The sequence below is a fragment of the Variovorax sp. LjRoot175 genome, assembly GCF_964253805.1.
Lineage (GTDB): Bacteria > Pseudomonadota > Gammaproteobacteria > Burkholderiales > Burkholderiaceae_C > Variovorax.
Genome location: NZ_CAXURY020000001.1, coordinates 1,901,749 through 1,925,252, shown reverse-complemented (window position 1 = coordinate 1,925,252; position 23,504 = coordinate 1,901,749). Strand labels below are relative to the sequence as shown.

Genomic DNA, 23,504 nt, shown 5'->3' with positions numbered 1-23,504 from the left:
GGAAGACCTCATGACCTACTGCGTCGGCATCAAACTCAACGCCGGACTGGTGTTCCTCTCCGACTCCCGCACCAATGCGGGCGTCGACCACATCAGCACCTTCCGCAAGATGATCGTCTACGAGCAGCCGGGCGATCGCGTCATGGTGCTGCTGTCGGCCGGCAACCTGAGCATCTCGCAGTCGGTGCGCGAGATCCTGCAGATCGAGGAGCTGCGCGAGACCGAAGACAGCCCGCCGATCACGATCTGGAATGCCAAGAGCATGTTCGATGCCGTGCGCGTGCTCGGCTCGGCGGTGCGCCACGTGTACGACCGCGACGCCGAGGCGCTCAAGCACGCCGGGCTCGACTTCAACGTCTCCTTCATCTTCGGCGGCCAGGTCAAGGGCGAAGGCATGCGCCTGTTCCTGGTCTACGCGGCCGGCAACTTCATCGAAGCGACCAACGAGACGCCCTACTTCCAGGTTGGTGAATCCAAGTACGGCAAGCCGGTGCTCGACCGCGTGCTGACGCCCGACACCCCGCTGGACGAGGCCGCCAAGTGCGCGCTGGTCTCGATGGATTCGACGATGAAGTCGAACCTCTCCGTCGGCCTGCCGCTCGACCTCGTGGTCTATGAAGCCAACCGGCTCGAAACCGACAAGGTGGTCTGCATCGACGCCGACAACCCCTACTACCGGATGATGCACAACAGCTGGGGCCAGAAGCTGCGCGAAGTCTTCGACAGCATCGAGGACCCGGTCTGGGACGACGCTTACACCGAGCATCCGCTCAAGATGCCGGCGACCCGCCACAGCCCGCTGCGCAAGATCTCGACACCTGAAGAAAAGCTGATCTGAAGGGCATGCCTTCGATCGTCTTCTCGCACGGGAACAGCTTCCCGGCGAGCACTTACCGCGTGATGCTCGACAGCCTGCGCAACCGCGGCTTCGAGATCGACGCGATCGAGAAATTCGGCCACGACCCGAAGTACCCCGTCACCGACAACTGGCCGCACCTGGTGCAGCAGCTGGCCGACTTCGCGCGCACGCGGGCCGACGCGGCCGGCGGCCCGGTGTTCCTGGTCGGCCATTCGCTGGGTGGCTTTCTGAGCCTGATGTGCGCAGCGCTGCATCCCGCGCTCGCGCGCGGCGTGGTGCTGCTCGACTCGCCGCTCATCGGCGGCTGGCGGGCCAACACCTTGAGCCTCATGAAGCGCACGCCGTGGATGAAGAGCGTCTCGCCCGGCATGGTGAGCCGCAAGCGCCGCAACAGCTGGGAGCACCGCGAGGCGGTATTCGAATACTTCCGCAGCAAGAAGGCTTTTGCGAAGTGGGACGAACGCGTGCTGCGCGACTACATCGAGCACGGCACCTTCGACATGGAGGACGCCCGCACCTTGAGCTTCGACCGCGACATCGAGACCGCGATCTACGACACCGTGCCCCACAACCTCGGCGCGCTGCTGCGCGCCCATCCACTCAAGTGCAACGCGGCCTTCATCGGCGGGCGTCAATCGGTCGAGATGCGGCGCGTGGGCATGACGATGACGCAGCAGGTCACCAAGGGGCGGATCATGATGCTCGACGGCACGCATCTTTTTCCGATGGAAAAGCCGATCGCTACCGCCGCGGCAACGGAAGCATCGCTGCGCAACCTGATGGCCTGAACGGCCATTCGAGACGCCCGCGCGCTTGGCCCTCCGGTTGGCTCTTCAGGCCCGCCGCCCCGAGAAAGAGCAACACTGCAAGCGGATTCCACGAGGTTCACAAGGGTTCAGCAGGTTCGCCATGGCACCCACGCCGATCGAAAACAAGCTCATGCATCGCACGCTGCAGGCCATCGAGCAGATGCTGCCCGAGGTCGAAGGTTCTGCGCGGCAGGCGCCGTGCTTTCCGTCCGGCGAGTTCGATCCGATGTTCTTCGACGCTCCGAGCCATCGCAGTCCGCCCGCGCAATCGGCCGTCTATTTCTGCCTGAACTCCGCCAGCGCGCTGCTGGAGGTGACGCGTTCGCTGCTGGTCCGCCTTGAAGAGCCTTCCGCTCCTTGCGGCCATCTACCAGGCTGGAGCGAACTGAGCGAGCTGTCCAAGGCCGCCGGGCAGTCGGCCTACCTGGCCGCGGTGATGCTGGCCGATCCCAGAAACCGGAACCTCGCACCTCTGCGCCGCGAGCATGCCCAGACCCGCACGCCGGTCGGCGCCCGCGTCAAGGCGAAACTGAAGACCTTGATCGGCGCGAAGCCGGCCTAGGGCCTGTTAACAGGCCTTAGTCAGCCCAGACCACCGCCCCGCTCCACGCCGTCGCCAGCACCACGATGCCGAAGGCGATGCGGTACCACGCAAAGGGAATGAAGTCGTGCGTGCTGATGTACTTCAGCAGCCAGCGCACGCAAAGCCAGGCGCTCGCGAACGAAAAAACCAGCCCGACGGCGAACAGCGGAATGTCGACCGCAGACATCAGCGCCCGTTCCTTGTAGAGGCTGTAGGCGCCGGCGCCGATCAGCGTCGGAATCGCGAGGAAGAAGGAGAAATCGGTCGCCGCCTTGCGCGACAGGCCCAGGAGCATGCCGCCGATGATGGTGGCGCCGCTGCGGCTGGTGCCGGGGATCATCGCGAAACACTGCACCAGGCCGACCTTGAGCGCATCCCACGGCGTCATGTCGTCGACGTTCTCGATGTGCACCGAGCCCGGCGGCCGCTTCTCCGCCCACAGGATGATGAAGCCGCCGATGATGAAGGTGCTGGCCACGACCACCGGCGTGAACAGGTGCGCCTTGATCAGCTTGCCGAACACGAGCCCCAGCACCACGGCGGGCAGGAAGCCGATCAGCACGTTGAGTGCGAAGCGCCGCGCTTTCGGCTGGCGCGGCAGCGCGACGACAGTCGAATGGATCTTCTGCCAGTAGACCAGGATGACGGCGAAGATCGCGCCGGTCTGGATCGCGATCTCGAAGACCTTGAACTTGTCGCCGTTCAATCCCAGCAGTGAACCGGCGAGGATCAGATGGCCGGTCGACGAGATCGGCAGGAACTCGGTCAGGCCCTCGACGATGCCCATGATCGCGGCCTTGACCAGCAAAACGATATCCACGCGCGCTCCTTGTAAGAGCGCCGATTATCGCGAGGCCGGGAGTCAGTTGGCGTTCAGCTCAGCCGCGCACGCAGCGCGCGCACTGCGCTGTCGACCGTGGTCAGCACCGGCAGCCCCGCTGCGCTTTCGCAGGCAACACGGGCACGCGCCATGCTGAACTGCGCCAGCGCGATGCGCGTGCAGCCCTTGTCGCGCAGCGCGCTGGCTTGCTTCGCGATGAGCGCATCGTGTCGCGCCGCATCGCCCCCGTTCAGCGCATCGAGTGCGCCTTCGGCCAGCGCGAGCTCGAGTTCCACGCCGGCCGGAAACTCCGGCGGCATGAAGTCGAGCGTCGGCTGGAAGGTCGCGATGAGCCCCAGCTTGCCTGTGCCCGCCGCGGCCTCCGCGACCATCGCTTCGTTCGGCTTCAACACCGGCATGCCCGCTTGCCGCCGTGCGACCGCCTCGATGCACGGGCCGAAGGCCGAGCAGGTAAAGAGAATGCCCTTCGCACCCGTATCGACCGCGTACTGCGCGAGAAGCTGGAAGCGTTCATGCATCGCCTCATCGAGCCCTCGGCCGCCGCGCGCAAGATCGGCCGAGAGGCTGTCATCGAGCAGGTTCATCAATTGCGCTTCAGGCCAGTCGCGCGCGAAAGCGGCGTTGATGGGCGCCACCGAGTGGCTCAATGCATGGATCAGGGCGATGCGCGTCATGAACGAGGTTCAGATGCCCTTCGACGACGGGTTGGCAAAAGCCTCCTTCGTCTCGGCATTCATCGGATAGTTGATGTTGATGTTCTTGGGCGGGATCGGCGACATGAACCACTTGGCGTAGAGCTTCTCCATCTCGCCCGACTTCATCATGCCACCCACCACGCGGTCGACCAGCGCCTTGAATTCCGGGTCGTCCTTGCGAAACATCAGCGACTGGTTCTCGGTGCGCAGACTCTCGCCGGTGATGATGAAGTCCTTGGGATTGCGCGCGTTCGCGATCTGGCCGGCGAGCAGGATGTCGTCGAGCACGAAGGCCTGGGCGCGGCCGCTCTCCACCAGCAGGAAGGAGTCGGTGTGGTCCTTGCCGGCCAAGTTGGTCACCTCGAGGTTCTTGCCCTTGTCGGCTTCGCGCAGCAGGCGGAAGGAGGTGGTGCCGGTGGTGGTGACCACCGTCTTGCCCTGCAGGTCGGCAACGCTCTTGATGCCCGAATCGGCCTTCACCAGCATGCGCACGTTGTAGCGGAAGATGTCGGGCGAAAAAGCCACCTGCTTCTGGCGCTCGACCAGGTTGGTGGTGCTGCCGCACTCGATGTCGACCGTGCCGTTGACCACCAGCGGAATGCGGTTGGCCGAGGTCACGGCCTGGTAGCGGATCTCGACGCTGGGCATCTTGAGCTCGGCCTTCATCGCCTCGACGATGCGGTTGCAGATCTCGATGCTGTAGCCCACCGGCTTCAGATTGCCGTCGAGGTACGAAAAGCCGAAGGAGGATTCGCGGTAGCCGAAGGTGATGGTGCCGCTCGCCTTGACCTTGGCGAGCGTGCCGCCGTCCTGCGCATGCACGGCGGCCAGGGGCATCAGGGTGAAGACGGCCACGAGCGCGGCGCCCAGGGTCGACAGGCGTGGGAAGGTCATGGGAAAGCTCCTCGGAAGGGTGGAAGAAATCAGATGGCGCGTACGACGGCGTCGATGGACGCCACGAGCCGCGTCGCGATCTCGAGCAGGTCCTGCCGCGTCGCGATGAAAGGCGGTGCCAGCAGCACGTGGTCGCCGAGCTTGCCGTCGACCGTGCCGCCGAAGGGATAGCACAGGAGGCCCTGCGCCATGGCCTCCTTCTTGATGCGCACATGCAGGTTCAGCGCCGGCGCGAAAGGCGCCTTGCTCGCGCGCTCGGCCACCAGCTCCACGCCCCAGAAGAAGCCGCGGCCGCGGATGTCGCCCACGTTCGGATGGGCGCCCAGCGTCTCGCGCAGCATGGCGCCGAAGGCCTCGCCGTCCGCGCGCACCTTGGCGAGAAGCCCGTCGCGATGGATCACCTGCTGCACCGCCAGCGCCGCGGCGCAGGCCACCGGATGCCCGAGGTAGGTGTGGCCATGCTGGAAGAAGCCGCTGCCCTGCGACATCGCCTCCACGATCTTCCGCTGCGCCAGCACCGCGCCGACCGGCTGGTAGCCGCCGCCCAGGCCCTTGGCAATGGTCACGAGGTCGGGCACCACGCCCTCCTGCTCGCTCGCGTAGAGCGTGCCGGTGCGGCCCATGCCGCACATCACTTCGTCGAGGATCAGCAGCACGCCGTAGCGGTCGCAGACCTCGCGCACCGCCTTGAAGTAGCCGGGCACCGGCGTCAGCACGCCGGCGGTTGCGCCGCCCACCGTTTCGGCGACGAAGGCGATCACGCTGTCGGGCCCCTGCCCGAGGATTGCCGCTTCGAGTTCATGAGCCAGGCGCTGCCCGTACTGCTCGGGCGTTTCGTCGGCGCGCTGCTCGCGGTAGGGATAGCAGGGCGAAACGTGGGTGGCCGGCACCAGGATCGGCGCGAAGGGCGCGCGCCGCCACGCATTGCCGCCGACCGCGAGCGCGCCCAGCGTATTGCCGTGGTAGCTCTGGCGGCGCGCGATGAAATGCGTGCGCTGCGGCTGGCCGATCTCGACGAAGTACTGGCGGGCCATCTTGAGCGCCGACTCCACGGCCTCCGAGCCGCCGCTCACCAGGTAGACGTGGCTCATGCCCTCGGGCGCGGTGCGAATCAGCTCGTCGGCGAGCTGCTCGGCGACCTCGCTGGTGAAGAAGCTGGTGTGGGCGTAGGCGAGCTTGTCGATCTGCGCATGCATCGCGGCGATCACGTCCGGATGGCCGTGGCCCAGCGAGGAGACCGCCGCGCCGCCCGAGGCATCGAGGTACTCCCGGCCCTCGGCGTCGCGGATCGTCATGCCCTGGGCGGCGACGGCGAGCTGCGGCGTGTGGCGCAGGTGGCGGTGGAAGACGTGCGTCATGCGGTTCGAGGTCTGGAACTAATGTATTGACCGAATTATTGTTTGGAACATTTGTTCCGTCAAGAAGTCCATGAAACACCGCTGTTCCATCCGGTACATTCGTTCCAACGACGAAAGACAAACCATGGGTGTCAAGGACGATCTCCGCCAGCGCTACGAGAGCCTGAGCCCTGCCCTGCAGCAGGTCGCCAAGTACGTGCTCGACCATCCGAACGACGTGGTGACAAGCTCGATGCGCAGCGTCGGCACGCGCGCCGGCAGCACGCCGGCCACGCTGGTGCGCTTTGCGCAGCTCCTGGGCTACGCGGGCTGGCCGCAGTTCAAGGACGCTGTGGCCGCCGAGATGGGCCTGGGCTTGTCCGACGCCTACGGCGCGCGCGCCAAGACCCTGATCGGCCGCGCCAAGGACCAGGGCCTGGCCGGCGAGATGTTCGAGGTGCAGCGGCGCAACCTGGAGAACACGCATCGCCAGAGCGAGGCGGCGCTGCAGAAGGCCTGCGCGGTGCTGGAGAAGGCCAACGCCGTGCACGCGGCGGGCTTTCGCGCCTGCTTTCCGATCGCCTTCTCCTTCGTCTACGTCTACCGGATGTTCCGTTCGAGCGTGCATCTGGTCGACGGCCAGGGCGGCTCGCTCGAGATGCAGCAGCGCGCCTTCGCCAAGGGCGACGCGCTGGTGGTCGCCAGCTTCGTGCCCTACTCGCGCGAAGCGCTGCAGGTCGCGCAGGCCGCCAAGGCGGTGGGCTGCCGCATCGTGGCCATCACGGACAGCATCGCCTCGCCGTTGTCGCTGCTGGCGGACGAGACTTTGCTGTTCGCGATCGACAGCCCGTCCTTCTTTCCCTCGGTCGCGGCGGGCGTGGCCGTCACCGAGGCGCTGGTGGAGATGCTGGCCAGCCGCGCCGGCAAGCCGGTGATCCGGAGCATCGACGAGGCCGAGTCGCAGCTCTTCGAATCGGGTGCCTACCTGCAGGCGCCGCGGCCGCGTGGCGGGTGAACTGGCGCCTCTCGCGGCGGCCTTCTATTTCTTCTTCGGCTTCTTGTCGACCTTTTTCTTCGGCAGCAGCGCGCTGCCGACGGCCGCGTCCAGCCTCTTGCCCATCATCGCCAGGTCCTTCTCGGCGTAGGCCAACCCTTCGCGCAGCCCGTTGTCGATGATTTATTCCGCCGACTTGATCACGGCGTCGCCATCGCGGTAGTCGCTCTCGCGCGCCGCCAGCGCGAGTGACGCCATCGCGCCGCCCAGGGCCGTCATCGCGACGCGATCCAGCACCAGGGACTCCCATGGATCGGGCAGCTCGCCCGGGACAGGCGGCTCGATGCGCCTGCGCAGGAGAGGCAGATGGGGCGCAAGCAGCTCGAAGAGCCAGATGTCCACTTGGCACTGCGGCGCGATTCGACCGAGCGCATCGCGGGCCTCGATGCCGATCGGATAGAACATCTCCGGCCGCAAGTCACGAACCGTCAGCGTCCGCTCGATCATGTACGGCGTGAAGAGGCCGATGACATGGCCAGTCAGGCGCATGCGCTCCTGCCGCTCCCGCGGCGCCAGCCAGACGGCAACATTGCGGAAAAAGGCCAGGATGTCCTTGTAGGCCGTGGTGTGCGGCACGTTGTCGAGGCCGATCAGGTTGATGTTGAACCAGTGATGCCAGGTGGAGTCGACCAGCACCCGGCCCACGCCGGCTGCGGGCCGATGGCCGTCGTAAGCGCCCAGCAGCCCGAACTGTCGCGGGTCGGTGATCGTGTAGCCGCCCTTCGTTCTGCCAACGACGTTGCGGCCGCGAGCGATGACCTCCGGCGCCACGCCGCCCGGATACTGAGTGGGATCGAGCGCCGCCGGCGCGATGCAATCGCCCTCGTGAGGATGATCGGGAAATACGGTGATCGCGCCACGCGGCCCGCACAGCACGGGGTGCGGATAGCGATAGCGCCGCCAGGGACGCCACCAGTTGTGGCCGTACCTGTAGCTGGGATAAATCGGCTGCGGCGTGGAATCGCTCTGGCCTCCGAAGCCCGGGTCGATGCCGGCGATCAATTGCGCGGTGTCGTTGCGCGTGAGATCGGTCGAGTCGGGCGCCTTGAGTTCGCCCGGCGGCAGCGGCGCGTCGAACCACCACTTGCGCATGCTCTTGACGCGCGGCACGTTGCCGCACAGCCCGAGGCCCAGGTCTTCGTGGTCACCCATGGCGAGCACGCCGCCGCCGTTGTCCATGAATTTCGTCAGCGCGGCGAGCTCGGCCCCCTGCAGGTACGGCGCGGAGGCGCTGATCCCGAACAGCCAGACCTCGTGGAACGGCGCCAGCTTCGCGTCGCTGAAAGTGAAGGAATCGAAACCGGGCGTGGTGCCCGCGCCGTTCGAACGGTGCGCCAGCGTGAAGGCGAAGCGCGCGTACGCCGGGTGATCGGCCGGCAACGGCGTTCCACCGGGCATGCCGACATTGAAAGCGTCCCGCAGCATGACGCCAAGTCCGAAATCGGTCGCAACGTCGTATGCGCCGCCGCTGTCGATCACCACCAGGATGTTGACCTGCGCCGGGCCGTACTTGATCGGCCAGCGGATCTGTTCGAGTTCGCGCGGCGGGAAGAAGCGGTCGGGCGGCCAACGGGGCCCCCGGTTCCGGAAACGGCGGCGGAAAGGGGAACGGATCCGGCGGCGCGAACGGAAACAGGCCTTCAGAACCCTCGAGATCGAACTGCATGGGCTGACTCCTCTCGTAGTGCATTCGGCGAACGCTCGGAGGCAGTGTCGGGAGTCTCCTGGGGTGCGCCTATCGTGCACAAGGCCGGTCCGCTGCAGGCATTGGATGTAGCCGCGCGCCGCCGCGCTGGCCCATTGGCGCATGGGCGCAGGCATAGCCCTGCAGCCAATGGCCTACCCACGTCGAGGGGGACTCCCGGCGCGCGCCGGGCCGGGCAAGCTCAGCCGCCAGCCGGCGTCCGAGGCTGCGAATCGGCCCATTCCGCCTGCCATCCCCCGCCCAGCGCCTGGATCAGGGCCACCGCCGCGCTCTGCCGATTGACCTGCAGTTGCAGCAACGTGCGCCGCGCGTTGAGCGCCGAGACCTGCGCCGTCACCACGTCGGTGTAGCTCACCTGGCCCTGTCGGTAGCGGTTGAGGAATTGCTGCTCGGTGAGGTCGGCCGCGGCCGAGGCCTCGCGGCGCAAGCCCTCCTGCTGCGCGAGGCTGGCGCCTGCGGTGAGCTGGTCTTCGACGTTCTGGAATGCAGTGAGCACGGTCTGGCGGTAGCTCGCCACGGCCGCCTCGTGCGCCGCCTTGGCCGCATCGACGCGTGCGCCGATGGCGCCGGCATCGAACACCGTCTGCGCGACCGACAGGCCCAGCGACCAGAGCATGTTCGAGGCATTGAACAGGTCGCCGACCCGGCTCGCGCTGCTGCTGAGCGCGGCGTTCAGGGTCAGGCTCGGAAAGTAGGCCGAGCGGGCGATGCCGATCTGCGCGTTGGCGGCCGCCACCGCGCGTTCGGCCGCGGCGATGTCGGGCCGGCGCTGCAGCAGGGTCGAGGGCACGCCGGCGGGGATGCCGGGCACGACGGGCGTCCACTCGGCCGGGCGCAGGACGAACTCGGCCGGCGCGGCGCCGACCAGCACCGCGATCGCATGCTCCAGCGTGTCGCGGGTGCGCTGCAGGGCGACACGCTCGGCCTGGGTGTTGACGTAGAGCGTCTGCGCCTGCAGCACGTCGGTCTGGGCCGCGATGCCGGCGTTGTAGCGGTTGCGCGCGATCCCCAGGCTGCGCTCGTAGCCTTCGAGCGTCACGGCCAGCAGCTGCAGCTCGGCATCGGCTTCGCGCAGCGCGAAGTAGTTGGTCGCGAGTTCGCCCACGGCCGAAAGGCGTGCCGAGGCCAGGTCGGCCTCGCTGGCCTGGGCGCTGGCCTGCGCACCGCTGACCGCCTGGCGCAGCCGGCCCCAGACGTCGGGCGCCCAGTCGGCCTGCAGCGAGGCGCTGGTCGCGGTCGTGGGCGAGGTGTTGCGCGCGCCGGAGCGGCGGGCGCTGCCGTCCGCGGTGACGGTCGGGAACAGCGCCGCGCGCTGCTCGCGCACCAGCGCCTGAGCCTGCGCATAGTTGGCCACGGCGGCGGCGATGTTCTGGTTCGAAACCTGCACGCGCGCCGCGAGCTCGTCGAGGCCCGCGTCGCCGAACAGCTTCCACCACTCGCCGCGGTCCAGCGCGTCGGCCGGGGCGGCGGGCAGCCAGCCTTCGGCGGCGGCCGCCTCCTTCCATGCGGGGGGCTGGGACGTGGAGGGCTGCTCGTAGGCGGGGCCGATGGCGCAGCCCGAGAGCAGGGCCGCAAGCGCCAGGGCCAGATGGGTTCTTCTGTTCTTCGTCATCAGGTCTTCATGCCGAGCTCGCGGCACGGCTCAGGTATTTTTCGTTGGCCGGGCGCCGGCGCAGCTTGTCGAGCAGCACGTAGACGACTGGCGTGGTCAGAAGCGTCAGCAGCTGGCTCGCAATCAGGCCGCCGATGATCGCGACGCCCAACGGCTGGCGCAGCTCCGCGCCCTGGCCGAAGCCGATCGCGAGCGGCAGCGCGCCGAGCGCGGCCGCCAGCGTGGTCATCAGGATCGGGCGGAAGCGCAACAGGCAGGCCTCGCGCACCGCCTCGACCGCGCTCAGGCCGCGCGCGCGCTCGGCCTCGAGCGCGAAGTCGATGATCAGGATCGCGTTCTTCTTGACGATGCCGATCAGGAGGAAGACGCTGATCAGCGCGATGATCGAGAACTCCATGCGGAACAGCAGCAGCGCCAGCACCGCGCCGACGCCGGCCGAAGGCAGCGTGGTCAGCACCGTGACCGGATGCACCAGGCTCTCATAGAGCACGCCGAGCACGATGTAGATCACGATCAGCGCCGCGAGGATCAGGAAGAGCTGCTGCGCCTGCGACTGCTGCGCCGCCAGCGCCGTGCCCTGGAAGCTGCCGCGCACGTTGACCGGCATCGCGATGTCGGCCTCGGCCTGGGCGACGATGCGCTTGGCCTGCGCCAGGCTCACGCCTTCGGCCAGGCTGAACGAGACGGTGCTCGCGAGCTCGGTGTCCTGGTGGTCGATCGAGGTCGGCACCGCCCGCTCGCTGAGCTTGGCGAAGGCCGAGAGCGGAACCATGTTGGTGGTGCTGGTCGCGATCTGCTGGCCGGCCGACGAGGTCCGCGACGCCGGGTTGGCCGAGGTGGTGGTCGATGTGCCGGTGGTCGCGTCGGTGGTGGCCTGCAGCGAACTGGTGCTGGTCGCGCCGCTCGCTGTGGTGGTGGTGTTCAGCGTCGAAGGCACGTACAGGTCCTTGAGCGCGATCGGCGCGCGCTGGAAGCGCGGCGCCCATTCCATGATCACCGAGTACTGGTTGAGCTCGTCGTAGATGGTGGCCACCGAGCGCTGGCCATAGGCGTTGTAGAGCGCGCTGTCGACCGCGCTCGAGGTCACGCCGAGCCGCGCCGCGGCATCGCGATCGACCTCGACGTAGGTCTCGACGCCGTTGTCGGCATCATCGCTGTCGATGTCGGTCAGCGTGGTCTCCTGGCGCAGGCGCTCGGCCAGCTTGGTCGACCAGGCGCGCAGGTCGTTCAGGTTGTCGCTCTTGAGCGTGTACTGGTAGCTCGAGTTGCTGGAGCGCCCGCCCATGCGCAGGTCCTGCACCGGGTTCAGGAACACGCGCAGGCCGGTGAGCTGGTTGAGCTGCGGGCGCAGGCGGTCGATCACCGCGGCCGTCTTCTCGGTGCGCTCGGACACCGGCTTGAGGTTCACGAACATGAAGCCGCCGCCCGCGCGGCCGCCGCCCGAGAAGCCCACCACGGTGTCGACCGCCGGGTCCTTGCGGATGATGTCCACGGCCTGGCGCAACTTGTCGGCGACCGCCGCGGACGAGATGCTCTGGTCGGCCCGCAAGCCCGCGTTGAGCTGCCCGTTGTCCTGCTGCGGGAAGTAGCCCTTGGGGATGGCGTTGAAGAGATAGACGTTGAGTGCGATCACCGCCAGCAGCACCACCATCACGACGCCTTTGCTCGCGAGCGCCCAGTCCAGGCTGTGGGCGTAGGTGCGCAGGGTCCACTGCCAGGCACGCTCGGCGCGGCTGCCGAGCCAGGCGCGCACGCGCCCGGGCTTCTTGGCCGGCCCCTCTTCCGCCTCGCTGCGCAGCAGCATGGCGCACATCATCGGCGTGGTGGTCAGCGAGATCACGAGCGAGATCAGTACCGACGCCGACAGCGTGACCGCGAACTCGCGAAACAGCCGGCCGACCTGGTCGCCCATGAACAGCAGCGGAATGAACACCGCCACCAGCGAGAGGCTGATCGACAGCACCGTGAAGCCGACTTCGCGCGCCCCGCGCAGCGCCGCCTCCATGCGGTTCATGCCGGCCTCGACGTGGCGCGCTGTGTTCTCTAGCACCACGATGGCATCGTCCACCACGAAGCCGGTGGCCACCGTGAGCGCCATCAGGCTCAGGTTGTTGAGGCTGTAGCCCAAGAGGTGCATCACGCCGAAAGTGCCCAGCAGCGAGACCACGGTCGCCACCGCCGGGATGATGGTGGCGCGCGCCTTGCGCAGGAACAGGCCCACCACCAGCACCACCAGCACGATCGAGACCATCAGCGTGAACTCGATCTCGCGCAGCGAGGCGCGGATCGAGTTGGTGCGGTCGGACGCGACCTGGATGTCGATGTCCTGCGGCAGTTGCGTGCGCAGTTCGGGCAGCAGCTTGCGCACGCCATCCACGGTTTCAATGATGTTGGCGCCGGGCTCCTGCGTCAGCAGCACGACCACGGCAGGTGCACCGTTGAACAGGCCCAGCGTGCGCGTGTTCTCGACGCTGTCGATCACGCGCGCCACGTCGCCCAGGCGCACCGCGGCGTTGTTGCGCCAGGCGATCACCAGGTCGCGGTAATCGTCGGCGCGTCGCCCCGCCGCGGGCGTGTAGACCTGCAGCCGGCGGTCGCCGCTCTCGATCGCGCCCTTGGGCCGGTTCGCGTTGTTGGCCTGGATCGCGGCACGCACGTCCTCGGTGCTGATGCCCATGCGGTTGAGCGCGAAGGGCTCGAGCTCGACCCGCACAGCAGGCAGCGAACCGCCGCCGATCTCGACCTCCCCCACGCCCTCGACCTGCGACAGGCGCTGGCTCACGATGTTCGACACGGCCTCGTAGATCTGCCCCGGCGTGCGCGTCTTGGAAGTCAGCGCAAGGATCATGACCGGCGCCGCCGTCGGGTTGCGCTTGCGGTAGGTCGGGTTGCTGCGCAGCGTGGCCGGCAGATCGACGCGCGCCGCGTTGATGGCCGCCTGCACCTCGCGCGCGGCGCTGTCGATGTTGCGCTTGAGGTCGAACTGCAGCGTGATGCGCGCCGATCCGTTGGAGCTGGTCGAGGTCAGTTCATTGACGCCGGGAATGATGCCCAGCCGGCGCTCCAGCGGCGTGGCAACGCTCGATGCCATCGTGCTCGGGCTGGCACCGGCGAGGCTGGCTTGGACCGAGATGGTGGGGAAATCGACCTGGGGCAGCGGCGAGACCGGCAGCACGAAGAAGGCCACCATGCCGGCCAAGGCGACGCCGATCGTCAGCAAGACCGTGGCGATCGGGCGTTCGACGAAGGGCTTGGAGAGGTTCATGCCTTACTCCCTCTCCCTCTGGGAGAGGGTGGGGGTGAGGGCACGGGGCTCAAGCGGAATGCGTTGCTTCACGCTTTCCTCCGAATCTCCGCCCCATCCGATCAAAGGCAAGATAGATCACCGGCGTCGTGAACAGCGTCAACACCTGGCTCACCACCAGCCCGCCGAAGATCGCCAAACCCAGAGGACGCCGCAATTCAGCCCCCTCACCCCACCCGAACATCAAGGGCAAGGCGGCAAACAAGGCCGCCAGCGTGGTCATCAGAATGGGCCGGAAGCGCAGCAGCGCCGCCTGGTGAATCGCCTCCTGCGGCGACTTGCCCTGATGGCGCTCCGCATCGATCGCGAAGTCGATCATCATGATCGCGTTCTTCTTCACGATGCCGATCAGCAGAATGATCCCGATGATGCCGATCACCCCGAGGTCGTTGCCGGTCACCATCAGCGCCAACAACGCCCCGACACCGGCAGAAGGCAGCGTCGACAAAATCGTCAGCGGATGGATGTAGCTCTCGTAGAGCACGCCCAGCACGATGTACACGCACACCACGGCCGCGAGGATCAGCCACAGCTGGTTGGTCAGCGATTTCTCGTAGGCCCCTGCCGCGCCGAGGAAGGTCATGCCCACGCTGGCGGGCAACGCGATGTCCTTGGCCGCGGCGCGGATCGCCGCGACCGACTTGCCGAGCGACACGCCCGAGGCGGTGTCGAAGCCCACGGTCGCGGCCGGGTACTGCGCGACCCGCGTGACTTGCAGCGGCGCGAGCTGCTCGCGCACGGTCGCCAGCGAGGACAGCGGCGTCGGCGTGCCCGCGCCGGTGCGCAATTGCAGGTTGCCCAGGCCCTGCGGCGAAGACAGCGCCTCGCGCTGGGCCTCGAGGATCACGCGGTACTGGTTGGTCTCGGTGAAGATGGTCGACACGATGCGCTGGCCGAAGGCGCTGTAGAGCGCATCGTCGACCGAGCTGGCGGTGACCGACAGCCGCGAAGCGGTGTTGCGGTCGATGTCCACGTAGGCGGCCATCCCCTGCGCGCCCGCATCGGTGGTCGGGTTGCGCACCTGCGGCACTGTGCGCAGGCGCTCCACCAGCTTCCTCGCCCATTCGTTCACGGTCGTGGTGTCCACGCCTTCGAGCGAGACGCGGAACTCGGTCGGGCCGGTCTCGGCATCGATGGTCAGATCCTGCGTCGGCTGCAGGTAGAGCGCCACACCGGCCACCGCGCGCACGCGCTCGCGCAGGCGCTGCATGGTCTCTTCCTGGTTGCCGCGGTCGGCGCGCAGGTTCACCAGCATGCGGCCGGTGTTGAGCGCCGTGTTGTTGGCCGCGTCCACGCCCACCACCGAGCTCAGGCTGCGCACCTCCGGGTCGGCCAGGATCGCGTTGGCCGCGGCCTGCTGCAGCTCGGCCATGCGCACGAACGAAACGTCCTGCGCCGCCTCGATGCGCGCCTGCAGCTGCCCCGTGTCCTGGGTCGGGAACAGGCCCTTGGGAATGGCGATGTAGAGCAGCACGGTGAGCACCAGCGTGAGCAGCGCCACCACCAGCGTCAGCGGCTGATGGCGCAGCACCCATTGCAGCCAGCCGTCGTAGCGCGCGATCACGCGATCGATGAACTGCTGCACCCGCGCGCCGAAGCGCCCGCCCTCTTCCGCCTGCGGTTTGAGCCAACGCGCCGACATCATCGGCACCAGCGTCAGCGAAACCACGGCCGAGATGAGGATGGTGATCGCCAGCGTGACCGCGAACTCGCGGAACAGCCGGCCCACCACGTCGCCCATGAAGAGCAGCGGAATCAGCACCGCCACCAGCGACACCGTCAGTGAAATGATGGTGAAGCCGATCTGCGTCGCACCCTTGAGCGCAGCCTTGAAGGGCGGATCGCCCTCCTCCAGGTAGCGCGCGATGTTCTCGATCATGACGATCGCGTCGTCCACCACGAAGCCGGTCGCGATGGTCAGCGCCATCAGGCTCAGGTTGTTGAGGCTGTAGCCCAGCAGGTACATGAGCCCCAGCGTGCCGATGAGCGAGATCGGCACCGCGACGCTTGCGATCACGGTGGCGCGCAGGCTGTGCAGGAAGAAGAAAATCACCAGCACCACCAGCACCACCGCCAGCGCCAGCTCGAGCTGCACGTGGTGCACCGAGGCGCGGATGCCGGTGGTGCGGTCGCTCAGCACCTCGACCTTGAGCGAACCGGGCAGCGAGGCTTCGAGATCGGGCAGCTGCTTCTTGATCGCGTCGACCGTGCCGATCACGTTGGCGCCCGGCTGGCGCTGCACGTTGAGGATGATGGCGGGGTACAGCGCCGCCGTGCTGTTGTCGTCCTTCGCTTTCTCGCTGCGCTGCGCGGCCCACGCGCCGAGCTGCGTGTTCTCGGCGCCGTCGACCACGCGCGCGACGTCGCTCATGCGCACCGGCGCGCCGTTCTTCCAGGCCACGATCAGGTTCTTGTAATCGGCCGCCGCCACCAGCTGGTCGTTGGCGTTGATGGTGTAGGCGCGCTTCGGGCCGTCGAAGCTGCCCTTGGCACTGTTGGCATTGGCCGCCGCGATCGCGGTGCGCAGCGTGTCCAGCCCGATGCCGACCGAGGCCAGCGCATTGGTGTCGGCCTGGATGCGCACCGCGGGCCGCTGCCCGCCCGAGAGCGAGACCAGCCCGACGCCGCTCACCTGGCTGATCTTCTGCGCCAGCCGCGTGTTCACGAGGTTCTGCACCTCGGTCAGCGGCATGGTTTCGGAGCTCACGGCCAGCGTGAGGATCGGCGCGTCGGCCGGGTTGACCTTGGCGTAGACCGGCGGCGCCGGCAGATCTGCCGGCAGCAGCGAGCCACCGGCGTTGATGGCGGCCTGCACCTGCTGCTCGGCGACGTCGAGCGTCTGGTCGAGCGCGAACTGCAGCGTGACGATGGACACGCCGGCCGAGCTGGTGGAGCTCATGCGATCGAGCCCCGCCATCTGGCCGAACTGGCGCTCCAGCGGCGCGGTGACGGTGCGGCTCATCACCTCGGGGCTGGCGCCCGGGTAGAGCGTCTGCACCTGGATGGTCGGGTAGTCGACCTGCGGCAGGGCTGCCAGCGGCAGGAAGCGGAAGCCCACCAGGCCAGCGAGCACGATCGCGACCATGAGGAGCGCGGTCGCCACCGGCCGCTCGATGAAAGGACGTGAAGGGCTCATTCAGAGCACCTCGTTCAGGGTGACGCGGGCCGCTGGCGCCTGCCTTCGCCGCGCGGGCCTCTAGGGCCGGAAGCGCCGGGGCGCGGGCCGGTCACCGGCTTGTCGCCCTGGAGCTGCACGCGGGCGCCGTCCTTGATGCGGTCGCCACCTTCGGTCACGACGTTCTCGCCGGCCTCGAGGCCTTCGGTGATCGCCACCACGTCGACCGTGGACTCGCCGCGCTTGACGGCGCGCATCGAAACCGTGCGGTCTTCGTTGATCACGTACACGTAGTTGCCGTTGGGCCCCGTGCGCACCGCCGTCACCGGCACCACGATCGCGTTCACGGTGCGCAGCGTCATCTGGATATTGACGAACTGGCTCGGGAACAGCGTGACGGCGGCATTGCCGAAGCGCGCCTTGCCCTTCACGGTGCCGGTGCTGGTGTCGACCACGTTGTCGAGCGTGGAGAAGGTGCCGGTGTCGAGCGTCGCGCTGCGCGTGCGGTCCAGCGCCTTGACCGTGAGCGGCACACCCTTGGCGAGCTGGGCCTGGATGTCTGGCAGGCGGTCCTGCGGCACCGCGAACTGCACGTCGATCGGGTTCATCTGCGTGATCACCGCGATGCCGGTGCTCGCATTGGCCGTGACCGTGTTGCCGAGGTCGACCGTGCGCAGGCCGATGCGCCCGGCCACCGGCGCGGTGATGCGCGTGTAGTCGAGGTTGAGCCTGGCGGCAGCCTCGGACGCGCGGTCGGTGGTCACGGTGCCTTCGAGTTGCTTGACCAGCGCGGCCTGGGTGTCGACGTCCTGCCGCGCGATCGAATCCTGGGTGAGCAGCGTGCGGTAGCGCGCCAGCGTCACGCGCGCGGCCTCGAGCTGCGCCTCGTCGCGCACGCGCGTGCCCTGGGCCTGCATCAGCGCCTGCTCGTAGGGGCGCGGATCGATGCGCGCCAGCAGCTGGCCCTTGGTGACGGTCTGGCCCTCGGTGTAGAGCACCTCGGTGAGCACGCCGCCGACTTGCGGCTTGAGGGTGATGGTCGCCAGCGGCGTCACCGTGCCCAGCGCCTCGATGGTCACCGGCAGTTCGGCCCGGCGCGCAGCCGTGTGGCCAACGGTAGAGCTCGCGCCGCCGAAGCCGCCACGGCCGGCGGCCGGTTCGTTCGAGCGCTTGATCAGATACCAGGCACCGCCGCCCAGGGCCAGGACCAGCACCAGTGCGGCCAGGCTGCCCAGCCAGAGCCGGCGGCGCGATGGCGGCCGGGGAACGGGTTGGCCGGCGGGGATGGCGTCAGGAGGCTCGGGGGTGGGGGAAGACATCGGACGAAAAAGGGGCAGTACGGAGGCAGCCCTGAGTGGAGCGCCGAATCGTAGCGCTCCGTCCTTACGAACCGTAAAGCCGCGGTAAAGCCGGCGTTGACCTATGCATCCGGCGCCGACGGATTGCAACTCGCGCCGTCCGGATGCGCTTCGTCGCAAGGGCGTGGCGGGCGCCGCGGCCGGCCGGCACAGTCCGCTCCATCGACGACTTCCGACCCCACTTCCCGGAGAAACGACATGCTGATGCTCGCCCAGATCCTGGCCCATACCCCCCGCTGGGTGTTCGCGCTTTTCGCCATGCTCGTGTGGCTCGGCGCCAAGCAATTGTTCGCCGGTGGCGTGAGCCTGACGCGCATCGCCCTCATGCCGATCGCCATGACCGCTTTGTCGGTCTACGGCGTTCTTTCCGGCTTCGGCGATTCGCCGATGGCGCTCATGGCCTGGGCCGGGGCGGCGGCGCTGATGCTCTGGACCGTGCTGCAGAGGCCGCTGCCCGCCGGCACGCGCTACGACGCCGCGGCGCGCCGGTTTCAGGTCGCCGGCAGTGCGGTGCCGCTGGCGCTCATGATGGGCATCTTCTTCACCAAGTACGCGGTCGGCGTGCTGCTCGCGATGCATCCCGAACTCAAGCAGCAGGCGGCTTTCGCGCTCGGCATCAGCGCGCTCTATGGCGGCGGGAGCGGCATCTTCGCAGCCCGTGCGCTGCGGATGTGGACCCTGGCGCTTCGCAACGACCGCGCGCAGGCCGAACTGCCGGCGGCAGGCGCCTAGGATCGGCCAGAATCTTCTTGTCTTTCAAAGAGGCGACACCATGAACGACGACTCCTCCAACCATGATCCGCAGGAACGGCTCGCCCGCCGCCGTGCTGGCGCCAAGATGGGCTGGTACATCCATGCCACCGTCTACCTGCTGGTCAACCTGTTCCTCGTGCTCCTGGCCACCTCGCGCGGGCAGGACTGGGCCATGTACCCGCTGCTCGGCTGGGGCCTGGGCCTCCTGATCCACGGCGCGGTGGTGTTCTTCGTCGCCCCGGGCGGCAATCTCTACGACCGTTTGCTCGAACGCGAACGCAAGGCGCTGCGCGGCGGAGACCGCCGGTGATCGACGCGCTGACGCGCAGCTTCACACCGGGGAATCTCAAGGACCTGCTGCGGCACGGCGTAACCACCGCGGTGTTCTCCTGCGTCATCGCGGTGGTGCTGGCCATTTCGGGCCGCGGCGGATGGGTGTCGCAGCTCATCTATTCGTTCTCGATCGGGATGATCAGCTGGCTGGTGATCGACATCGGCCGCCTGCTGCTGGCCGGGCGCAGCGACAAGCCTTGGCCGCTCGGCCTGCCGGGCATCCTGCTGGTCCTCACGGGCGTCGTGATCGGCTTTCTGGGCGGCAACGCGATCGGCGATGCCTGGACCGGCAAGCCGATGCTGGAGTTCCGGACCTTCTCGCCGGACAGGCTGGTCTCGACGCTGATGATCACGCTGGTCGCGACCATCGCGATCTGCTACTACTACTACAGCCGCGGCAAGGCCAAGTACCTCCAGGGGCAGATCGCCCTCGCCGAACGCGACGCCACCGATGCGCGGCTCAAGCTGATCGAAACGCAGCTCGAGCCGCACATGCTCTTCAACACCTTGGCCAACCTGCGCGTGCTGATCGCCACCGATCCGCCGCGCGCCGTGGCCATGCTCGACAGCCTCAACAGCTACCTGCGCGTGACGCTCAGCGGCTCGCGCGCGCTCGCGCATCCGCTGGCGGCCGAGTTCCAGCGCCTGCGCGACTACCTCGAACTGATGTCGGTGCGCATGGGCGCACGGCTCGCCTACAGGCTCGATCTGCCCGAGGACCTGCGCGAGGTGCCGGTGCCGCCGCTCTTGCTGCAGCCGCTGGTCGAAAACGCCATCCGGCACGGCCTCGAGCCCAAAGTGGGAGGCGGCGAGATCGCGGTCGGCGCGCGGCGCGAAGGCCGGAATCTCCTCATCGACGTGTGTGATACCGGCGTGGGCATCGACAACACCCGGCCGCCCTCCGAAGATGGCGGCTTCGGCCTCGCGCAGGTGCGCGAGCGGCTCGCCACCGTGTATGGCCCGCAAAGCTCGCTGGACCTGAGCGCGGGTCCAGCCGGCGGCACCCGCGCCACCATCACCCTTCCCTTGCCTGCATGAAACCCACCGCCCTCATCGCCGAAGACGAACCGCTGCTGGCCCAGGCCCTGCGTGCCGAACTCGCCGCCGCCTGGCCCGAACTGCAGGTGCTCGCCACCGTGGGCGACGGCCAGAGCGCGGTGCGTGAGGCGCTGCGCCTGCTGCCGCAGGTGCTGTTCTTCGACATCCGCATGCCGGGCCAGGACGGCCTAGCCGCCGCCGCCGAACTGGCCGATGCCTGGCCCGCCGACGAGGCACCGATGCCGCAGCTGGTGTTCGTGACCGCCTACGACGAGTACGCGGCACGCGCCTTCGACGCCCAGGCCATCGACTACGTGCTGAAGCCGGTGCAGACCGAACGCCTGCAGCGCACCGTCGCGCGCCTGAAGGACGCGCTGGAACTTCGCAATTCCCCCGCGGTACCGGCCGACGACGCGCTGGCCAGCACCCTCTCGCAATGGCGCAAGCTGCTGGCGACGGCCGGCGGCGCGGCCGCGGTTCCGGCGGGCGCGATGCCCCTCAAGCTGATCGCCGCCAGCGAGGCTGGCACCTCCGGGAACACGGTGCGCATGGTCCCGATCGACGAGGTGCAGTACTTCGAGGCGGCCGACAAGTACGTGCGCGTGCTGACCGCCAGCCACGAATACCTGATCCGCACGCCGCTCAAGCAGTTGCTGCCGCAGCTCGACGCCGGCGCCTTCTGGCAGGTGCACCGCGCCATGGTGGTGCGCAGCGAAGCCATCGAATCGGTGCACCGCGACGAGGCCGGCAAGCTGCATCTGGCCCTGCGTGGCCGCCGGGAAAAAATCCCCGTCAGCCGCCTCTATGCCCACCTGTTTCGCGCCATGTGAAAAGAAGGCACCCATGAAAAAACCGGCCCTGAGGCCGGTTTTTTCATGTGACAGCAGGCAATCGTATCTGTCTGCGCTCAGCGCCAGTGGCCGTGACCATGGCCATGGCCGTGGCCGTGGCCGTGGCCGCGATAGTAGTGATGACGGTAGTAGCCATACGGCTGCCGGTAGTAAACCGGGGCCGGCGGGCCGTAGTACACGGGGGCCGGACGGTAGTAGACCGGCGGCGGCGGCGCGTAGTACACGGGAGCCGGACGGTAGTAGACCGGCGGCGGCGCGTAGTACACCGGCGGAGCCGCCACGCCGACTGCCACACCGGGTGCGCTGATGCCGACCGACCAGCTCACGTCGCCGCGAGCATTGGCCGAGGCCGCCGTGAACAATGCGCCCGCTGCGACCGCACCGGCGGCAGCCCATTTGAAGAAAGTGGAACGAGTGAGGCTCATTTTGTGGGACTCCTTGTTGGGAGGGCGCAAATCGCCCATGCCTGTATTGAACGCGCCAACTGTGAACTCCGTTCACATCGCTGGGTGAAGAAAGTTGCAAAAGGTAACGCCGCGAGGGGCCCACCTAGAATGAACGGATGACTTCCCCTGCCGACCACGATACCGCCAAACCGAGCAATTTCCTGCGCCACGTCATCGAAAACGACCTCGAACAGGGCCACTATGCCGGCCGCCAATGGGGCGGTTCTCCCGGCGATGCGGCGCACCATGCCCAGGGCATGCAGGACCCGGCCCGGGTGCGCCTGCGCTTCCCGCCCGAGCCCAACGGCTATCTGCACATCGGCCACGCCAAGAGCATCTGGCTCAACTTCGAGCTGGCCAGGGAATACGGCGGCGTGTGCCATCTGCGCTTCGACGACACCAACCCCGAGAAGGAAGAGCAGGAGTACGTCGACGCCATCCGCGACGCCGTGAAGTGGCTCGGATACGACACTGTGCTGGCCGACGATCCGGCCCGGCTCGGCGCGCCCAACGAGCACGTCTACTTCGCGAGCAACTACTTCGACTTCATGTACCGCGCGGCCGAGTACCTGATCGGCGCCGGCCTGGCCTACGTCGACGAGCAGAGCGCCGAGGAAATCCGCGCCACCCGCGGCGACTTCAACACCCCGGGCACCGACAGCCCCTTCCGCAGCCGCACGCCCGAGCAGAACCTCGAGCGCTTCCGCGCCATGCGCGACGGCCAGCTCGCCGACGGCGCCGCCGTGCTGCGCGCCAAGATCGACATGGGAAGCGCCAACATCAACATGCGCGACCCGGCGCTCTACCGCATCCGCCGCGCGACGCACCACAACACCGGCGACACCTGGTGCATCTACCCGATGTACACCTTCGCGCACCCGATCGAGGACGCGCTGGAGCAGATCACGCACAGCATCTGCACGCTGGAATTCGAAGATCAGCGCCCCTTCTACGACTGGCTGCTCGACCGCCTGGCCGAAGGCGGCCTGATCGCCACGCCGCACCCGCGCCAGTACGAGTTCGCGCGCCTCAACGTGACCCACGTGATCACCAGCAAGCGCAAGCTGCGCCAATTGGTGGAAGAAGGCCATGTCGACGGCTGGGACGACCCCCGCATGCCGACCCTGGCCGGCCTGCGCCGCCGCGGCTACACGCCCGAGGCACTCAAGCTTTTCTGCGAACGCTCGGGCGTCACCAAGTCCGGCGGCTGGATCGACTACGCCAGCCTCGAAGCCGCGCTGCGCGACACCCTCGACCCGATCGCCCCGCGCGCCATGGCCGTGCTCGACCCGGTCAAGCTGGTCATCACCAACTGGGACGAGCTGATGGGCGCCGGCTTTTTGGACGAATGCACGGCCCCCGTGCATCCGCACCACCCCGAGATGGGCAAGCGCAGCTTCAAGCTGGGCCGCGAGGTCTGGATCGAGCGCACCGACTACGAGGACGTGCAGCCCAAGGGCTTTTTCCGCCTGTTCCCGGGCAACAAGGTGCGGCTCAAGTACGGCCACGTCATCGAATGCACCGGCGGCACGCGGGACGCGGACGGCAAGCTCGTCGAAGTGCAGGCCAGGCTGGTGCCGGACACCAAGAGCGGAACGCCCGGCGCGGATGCGATCAAGGTGAAGGGAAACATCACCTGGGTGGCGGCGGCCGATGCGGTGCCGGCCGAGGTGCGGCTCTACGAACGCCTTTTCGCTGCGCCCCAGCCGGGCGGCGGCGAACTGGAGGAAGACCTCAACGCCACGAGCCTGATCACGGCCAGCGCTTATGTCGAGCCCGCGCTGGCCAAGCCCGCCGGCGGCGCTGGCTTCCAGTTCGAACGGCACGGCTACTTCGTGCTGGACACGCACCAGGGCAACGGGCTCGTGTTCAATCGCGCGGCCGGCATGAAGGACAGCTGGGGCAAGTAGCCGGTCG

The 23,504-nt window shown here is 67.9% G+C and carries 19 protein-coding genes; 9 read left to right on the top strand and 10 right to left on the bottom strand.

Going from position 1 to position 23,504, the window contains the following annotated elements; all coding sequences use genetic code 11:
• Positions 1 to 10 precede the first annotated feature (10 nt).
• The 3 genes from ACSQ89_RS09755 to ACSQ89_RS09745 all read left to right on the top strand — a co-directional run bounded on the left by ACSQ89_RS09755 (position 11) and on the right by ACSQ89_RS09745 (position 2,230).
• Entirely contained in the window at positions 11 to 838 is an 828-nt protein-coding gene (locus ACSQ89_RS09755) for a proteasome-type protease (RefSeq protein WP_093102358.1), read from the top strand.
• A 5-nt stretch (positions 839 to 843) separates the two neighbouring features.
• The gene (locus tag ACSQ89_RS09750; RefSeq protein WP_436290648.1) at positions 844 to 1,647 is read left to right on the top strand and encodes an alpha/beta fold hydrolase; all 804 of its coding nucleotides are present in this window, start codon (positions 844 to 846) and stop codon (positions 1,645 to 1,647) included.
• Between the two features lie 121 nt (positions 1,648 to 1,768).
• Positions 1,769 to 2,230, top strand: coding sequence for a hypothetical protein (locus ACSQ89_RS09745; protein WP_436290649.1), 462 nt, complete (start codon positions 1,769 to 1,771; stop codon positions 2,228 to 2,230).
• A 16-nt stretch (positions 2,231 to 2,246) separates the two neighbouring features.
• Here the strand turns inward: ACSQ89_RS09745 and ACSQ89_RS09740 are convergent, their stop codons facing one another.
• The 4 genes from ACSQ89_RS09740 to ACSQ89_RS09725 are packed head-to-tail and all read right to left on the bottom strand — an operon-like array spanning position 2,247 to position 6,039.
• Positions 2,247 to 3,071: an undecaprenyl-diphosphate phosphatase gene (locus ACSQ89_RS09740; protein WP_093102353.1), complete on the bottom strand. Its 825-nt coding sequence runs from the start codon at positions 3,069 to 3,071 to the stop codon at positions 2,247 to 2,249.
• A 53-nt stretch (positions 3,072 to 3,124) separates the two neighbouring features.
• A complete protein-coding gene (locus ACSQ89_RS09735) occupies positions 3,125 to 3,766 on the bottom strand; it encodes an aspartate/glutamate racemase family protein (protein ID WP_436290650.1) in 642 nt (213 codons plus the stop codon).
• Positions 3,767 to 3,775: 9 nt separating this feature from the next.
• The gene (locus tag ACSQ89_RS09730) at positions 3,776 to 4,681 is read right to left on the bottom strand and encodes a transporter substrate-binding domain-containing protein (protein ID WP_436290651.1); all 906 of its coding nucleotides are present in this window, start codon (positions 4,679 to 4,681) and stop codon (positions 3,776 to 3,778) included.
• A 29-nt stretch (positions 4,682 to 4,710) separates the two neighbouring features.
• Positions 4,711 to 6,039, bottom strand: a complete 1,329-nt coding sequence (locus ACSQ89_RS09725; RefSeq protein WP_436290652.1) for an aspartate aminotransferase family protein — start codon at positions 6,037 to 6,039, stop codon at positions 4,711 to 4,713.
• A 124-nt stretch (positions 6,040 to 6,163) separates the two neighbouring features.
• Here ACSQ89_RS09725 and ACSQ89_RS09720 point away from each other — a divergent pair, with 124 nt between their 5' ends.
• Positions 6,164 to 7,033, top strand: coding sequence for a MurR/RpiR family transcriptional regulator (locus ACSQ89_RS09720; RefSeq protein WP_436290653.1), 870 nt, complete (start codon positions 6,164 to 6,166; stop codon positions 7,031 to 7,033).
• Between the two features lie 162 nt (positions 7,034 to 7,195).
• On the opposite strand, the gene ACSQ89_RS09715 is transcribed toward ACSQ89_RS09720, so the two are convergent.
• The 5 genes from ACSQ89_RS09715 to ACSQ89_RS09695 form a co-directional block, all read right to left on the bottom strand.
• Entirely contained in the window at positions 7,196 to 8,554 is a 1,359-nt protein-coding gene (locus ACSQ89_RS09715; protein WP_436296175.1) for a hypothetical protein, read from the bottom strand.
• Positions 8,555 to 8,958: 404 nt separating this feature from the next.
• Positions 8,959 to 10,389, bottom strand: coding sequence for an efflux transporter outer membrane subunit (locus ACSQ89_RS09710; RefSeq protein ID WP_436290655.1), 1,431 nt, complete (start codon positions 10,387 to 10,389; stop codon positions 8,959 to 8,961).
• 7 nt (positions 10,390 to 10,396) lie between these two features.
• Entirely contained in the window at positions 10,397 to 13,654 is a 3,258-nt protein-coding gene (locus ACSQ89_RS09705; RefSeq protein ID WP_436296174.1) for an efflux RND transporter permease subunit, read from the bottom strand.
• A gap of 49 nt (positions 13,655 to 13,703) precedes the next feature.
• A complete protein-coding gene (locus ACSQ89_RS09700; protein WP_436290657.1) occupies positions 13,704 to 16,829 on the bottom strand; it encodes an efflux RND transporter permease subunit in 3,126 nt (1,041 codons plus the stop codon).
• 14 nt (positions 16,830 to 16,843) lie between these two features.
• Positions 16,844 to 18,127 (bottom strand): efflux RND transporter periplasmic adaptor subunit, encoded by a 1,284-nt coding sequence (locus tag ACSQ89_RS09695; RefSeq protein WP_436290658.1) that lies wholly within the window; start codon positions 18,125 to 18,127, stop codon positions 16,844 to 16,846.
• 243 nt (positions 18,128 to 18,370) lie between these two features.
• Between ACSQ89_RS09695 and ACSQ89_RS09690 the strand changes: the two genes are divergently transcribed.
• Genes ACSQ89_RS09690 through ACSQ89_RS09675 form a run of 4 tightly spaced genes read left to right on the top strand, consistent with a single transcriptional unit; the run spans position 18,371 to position 21,120 of the window.
• Positions 18,371 to 18,898, top strand: coding sequence for a DUF6622 family protein (locus ACSQ89_RS09690; RefSeq protein ID WP_093102678.1), 528 nt, complete (start codon positions 18,371 to 18,373; stop codon positions 18,896 to 18,898).
• Positions 18,899 to 18,938: 40 nt separating this feature from the next.
• Positions 18,939 to 19,229 (top strand): 2TM domain-containing protein, encoded by a 291-nt coding sequence (locus tag ACSQ89_RS09685; RefSeq protein WP_093102335.1) that lies wholly within the window; start codon positions 18,939 to 18,941, stop codon positions 19,227 to 19,229.
• A complete protein-coding gene (locus tag ACSQ89_RS09680; RefSeq protein ID WP_244503719.1) occupies positions 19,229 to 20,290 on the top strand; it encodes a sensor histidine kinase in 1,062 nt (353 codons plus the stop codon). The genes ACSQ89_RS09685 and ACSQ89_RS09680 overlap by 1 nt, the downstream gene beginning before the upstream one ends.
• A complete protein-coding gene (locus tag ACSQ89_RS09675) occupies positions 20,287 to 21,120 on the top strand; it encodes a LytR/AlgR family response regulator transcription factor (RefSeq protein WP_093102334.1) in 834 nt (277 codons plus the stop codon). The genes ACSQ89_RS09680 and ACSQ89_RS09675 overlap by 4 nt, the downstream gene beginning before the upstream one ends.
• A 77-nt stretch (positions 21,121 to 21,197) precedes the next feature.
• On the opposite strand, the gene ACSQ89_RS09670 is transcribed toward ACSQ89_RS09675, so the two are convergent.
• Complete coding sequence (locus ACSQ89_RS09670; protein WP_436290659.1) at positions 21,198 to 21,566, bottom strand: hypothetical protein; 369 nt, start codon at positions 21,564 to 21,566, stop codon at positions 21,198 to 21,200.
• Between the two features lie 137 nt (positions 21,567 to 21,703).
• Here ACSQ89_RS09670 and ACSQ89_RS09665 point away from each other — a divergent pair, with 137 nt between their 5' ends.
• A complete protein-coding gene (locus ACSQ89_RS09665) occupies positions 21,704 to 23,497 on the top strand; it encodes a glutamine--tRNA ligase/YqeY domain fusion protein (RefSeq protein ID WP_436290660.1) in 1,794 nt (597 codons plus the stop codon).
• Positions 23,498 to 23,504: the final 7 nt, after the last annotated feature.

Bases quoted from the DNA above. Each gene is read 5' to 3' on its own strand.
- ACSQ89_RS09755 (WP_093102358.1), top strand. From the start codon at position 11: ATGACCTACTGCGTCGGCATCAAACTCAACGCCGGACTGGTGTTCCTC.
- ACSQ89_RS09750 (WP_436290648.1), top strand. From the start codon at position 844: ATGCCTTCGATCGTCTTCTCGCACGGGAACAGCTTCCCGGCGAGCACT.
- ACSQ89_RS09745 (WP_436290649.1), top strand. From the start codon at position 1,769: ATGGCACCCACGCCGATCGAAAACAAGCTCATGCATCGCACGCTGCAG.
- ACSQ89_RS09735 (WP_436290650.1), bottom strand. From the start codon at position 3,766: ATGACGCGCATCGCCCTGATCCATGCATTGAGCCACTCGGTGGCGCCC.
- ACSQ89_RS09730 (WP_436290651.1), bottom strand. From the start codon at position 4,681: ATGACCTTCCCACGCCTGTCGACCCTGGGCGCCGCGCTCGTGGCCGTC.
- ACSQ89_RS09725 (WP_436290652.1), bottom strand. From the start codon at position 6,039: ATGACGCACGTCTTCCACCGCCACCTGCGCCACACGCCGCAGCTCGCC.
- ACSQ89_RS09720 (WP_436290653.1), top strand. From the start codon at position 6,164: ATGGGTGTCAAGGACGATCTCCGCCAGCGCTACGAGAGCCTGAGCCCT.
- ACSQ89_RS09710 (WP_436290655.1), bottom strand. From the start codon at position 10,389: ATGACGAAGAACAGAAGAACCCATCTGGCCCTGGCGCTTGCGGCCCTG.
- ACSQ89_RS09705 (WP_436296174.1), bottom strand. From the start codon at position 13,654: ATGAACCTCTCCAAGCCCTTCGTCGAACGCCCGATCGCCACGGTCTTG.
- ACSQ89_RS09700 (WP_436290657.1), bottom strand. From the start codon at position 16,829: ATGAGCCCTTCACGTCCTTTCATCGAGCGGCCGGTGGCGACCGCGCTC.
- ACSQ89_RS09695 (WP_436290658.1), bottom strand. From the start codon at position 18,127: ATGTCTTCCCCCACCCCCGAGCCTCCTGACGCCATCCCCGCCGGCCAA.
- ACSQ89_RS09690 (WP_093102678.1), top strand. From the start codon at position 18,371: ATGCTCGCCCAGATCCTGGCCCATACCCCCCGCTGGGTGTTCGCGCTT.
- ACSQ89_RS09685 (WP_093102335.1), top strand. From the start codon at position 18,939: ATGAACGACGACTCCTCCAACCATGATCCGCAGGAACGGCTCGCCCGC.
- ACSQ89_RS09675 (WP_093102334.1), top strand. From the start codon at position 20,287: ATGAAACCCACCGCCCTCATCGCCGAAGACGAACCGCTGCTGGCCCAG.
- ACSQ89_RS09670 (WP_436290659.1), bottom strand. From the start codon at position 21,566: ATGAGCCTCACTCGTTCCACTTTCTTCAAATGGGCTGCCGCCGGTGCG.
- ACSQ89_RS09665 (WP_436290660.1), top strand. From the start codon at position 21,704: ATGACTTCCCCTGCCGACCACGATACCGCCAAACCGAGCAATTTCCTG.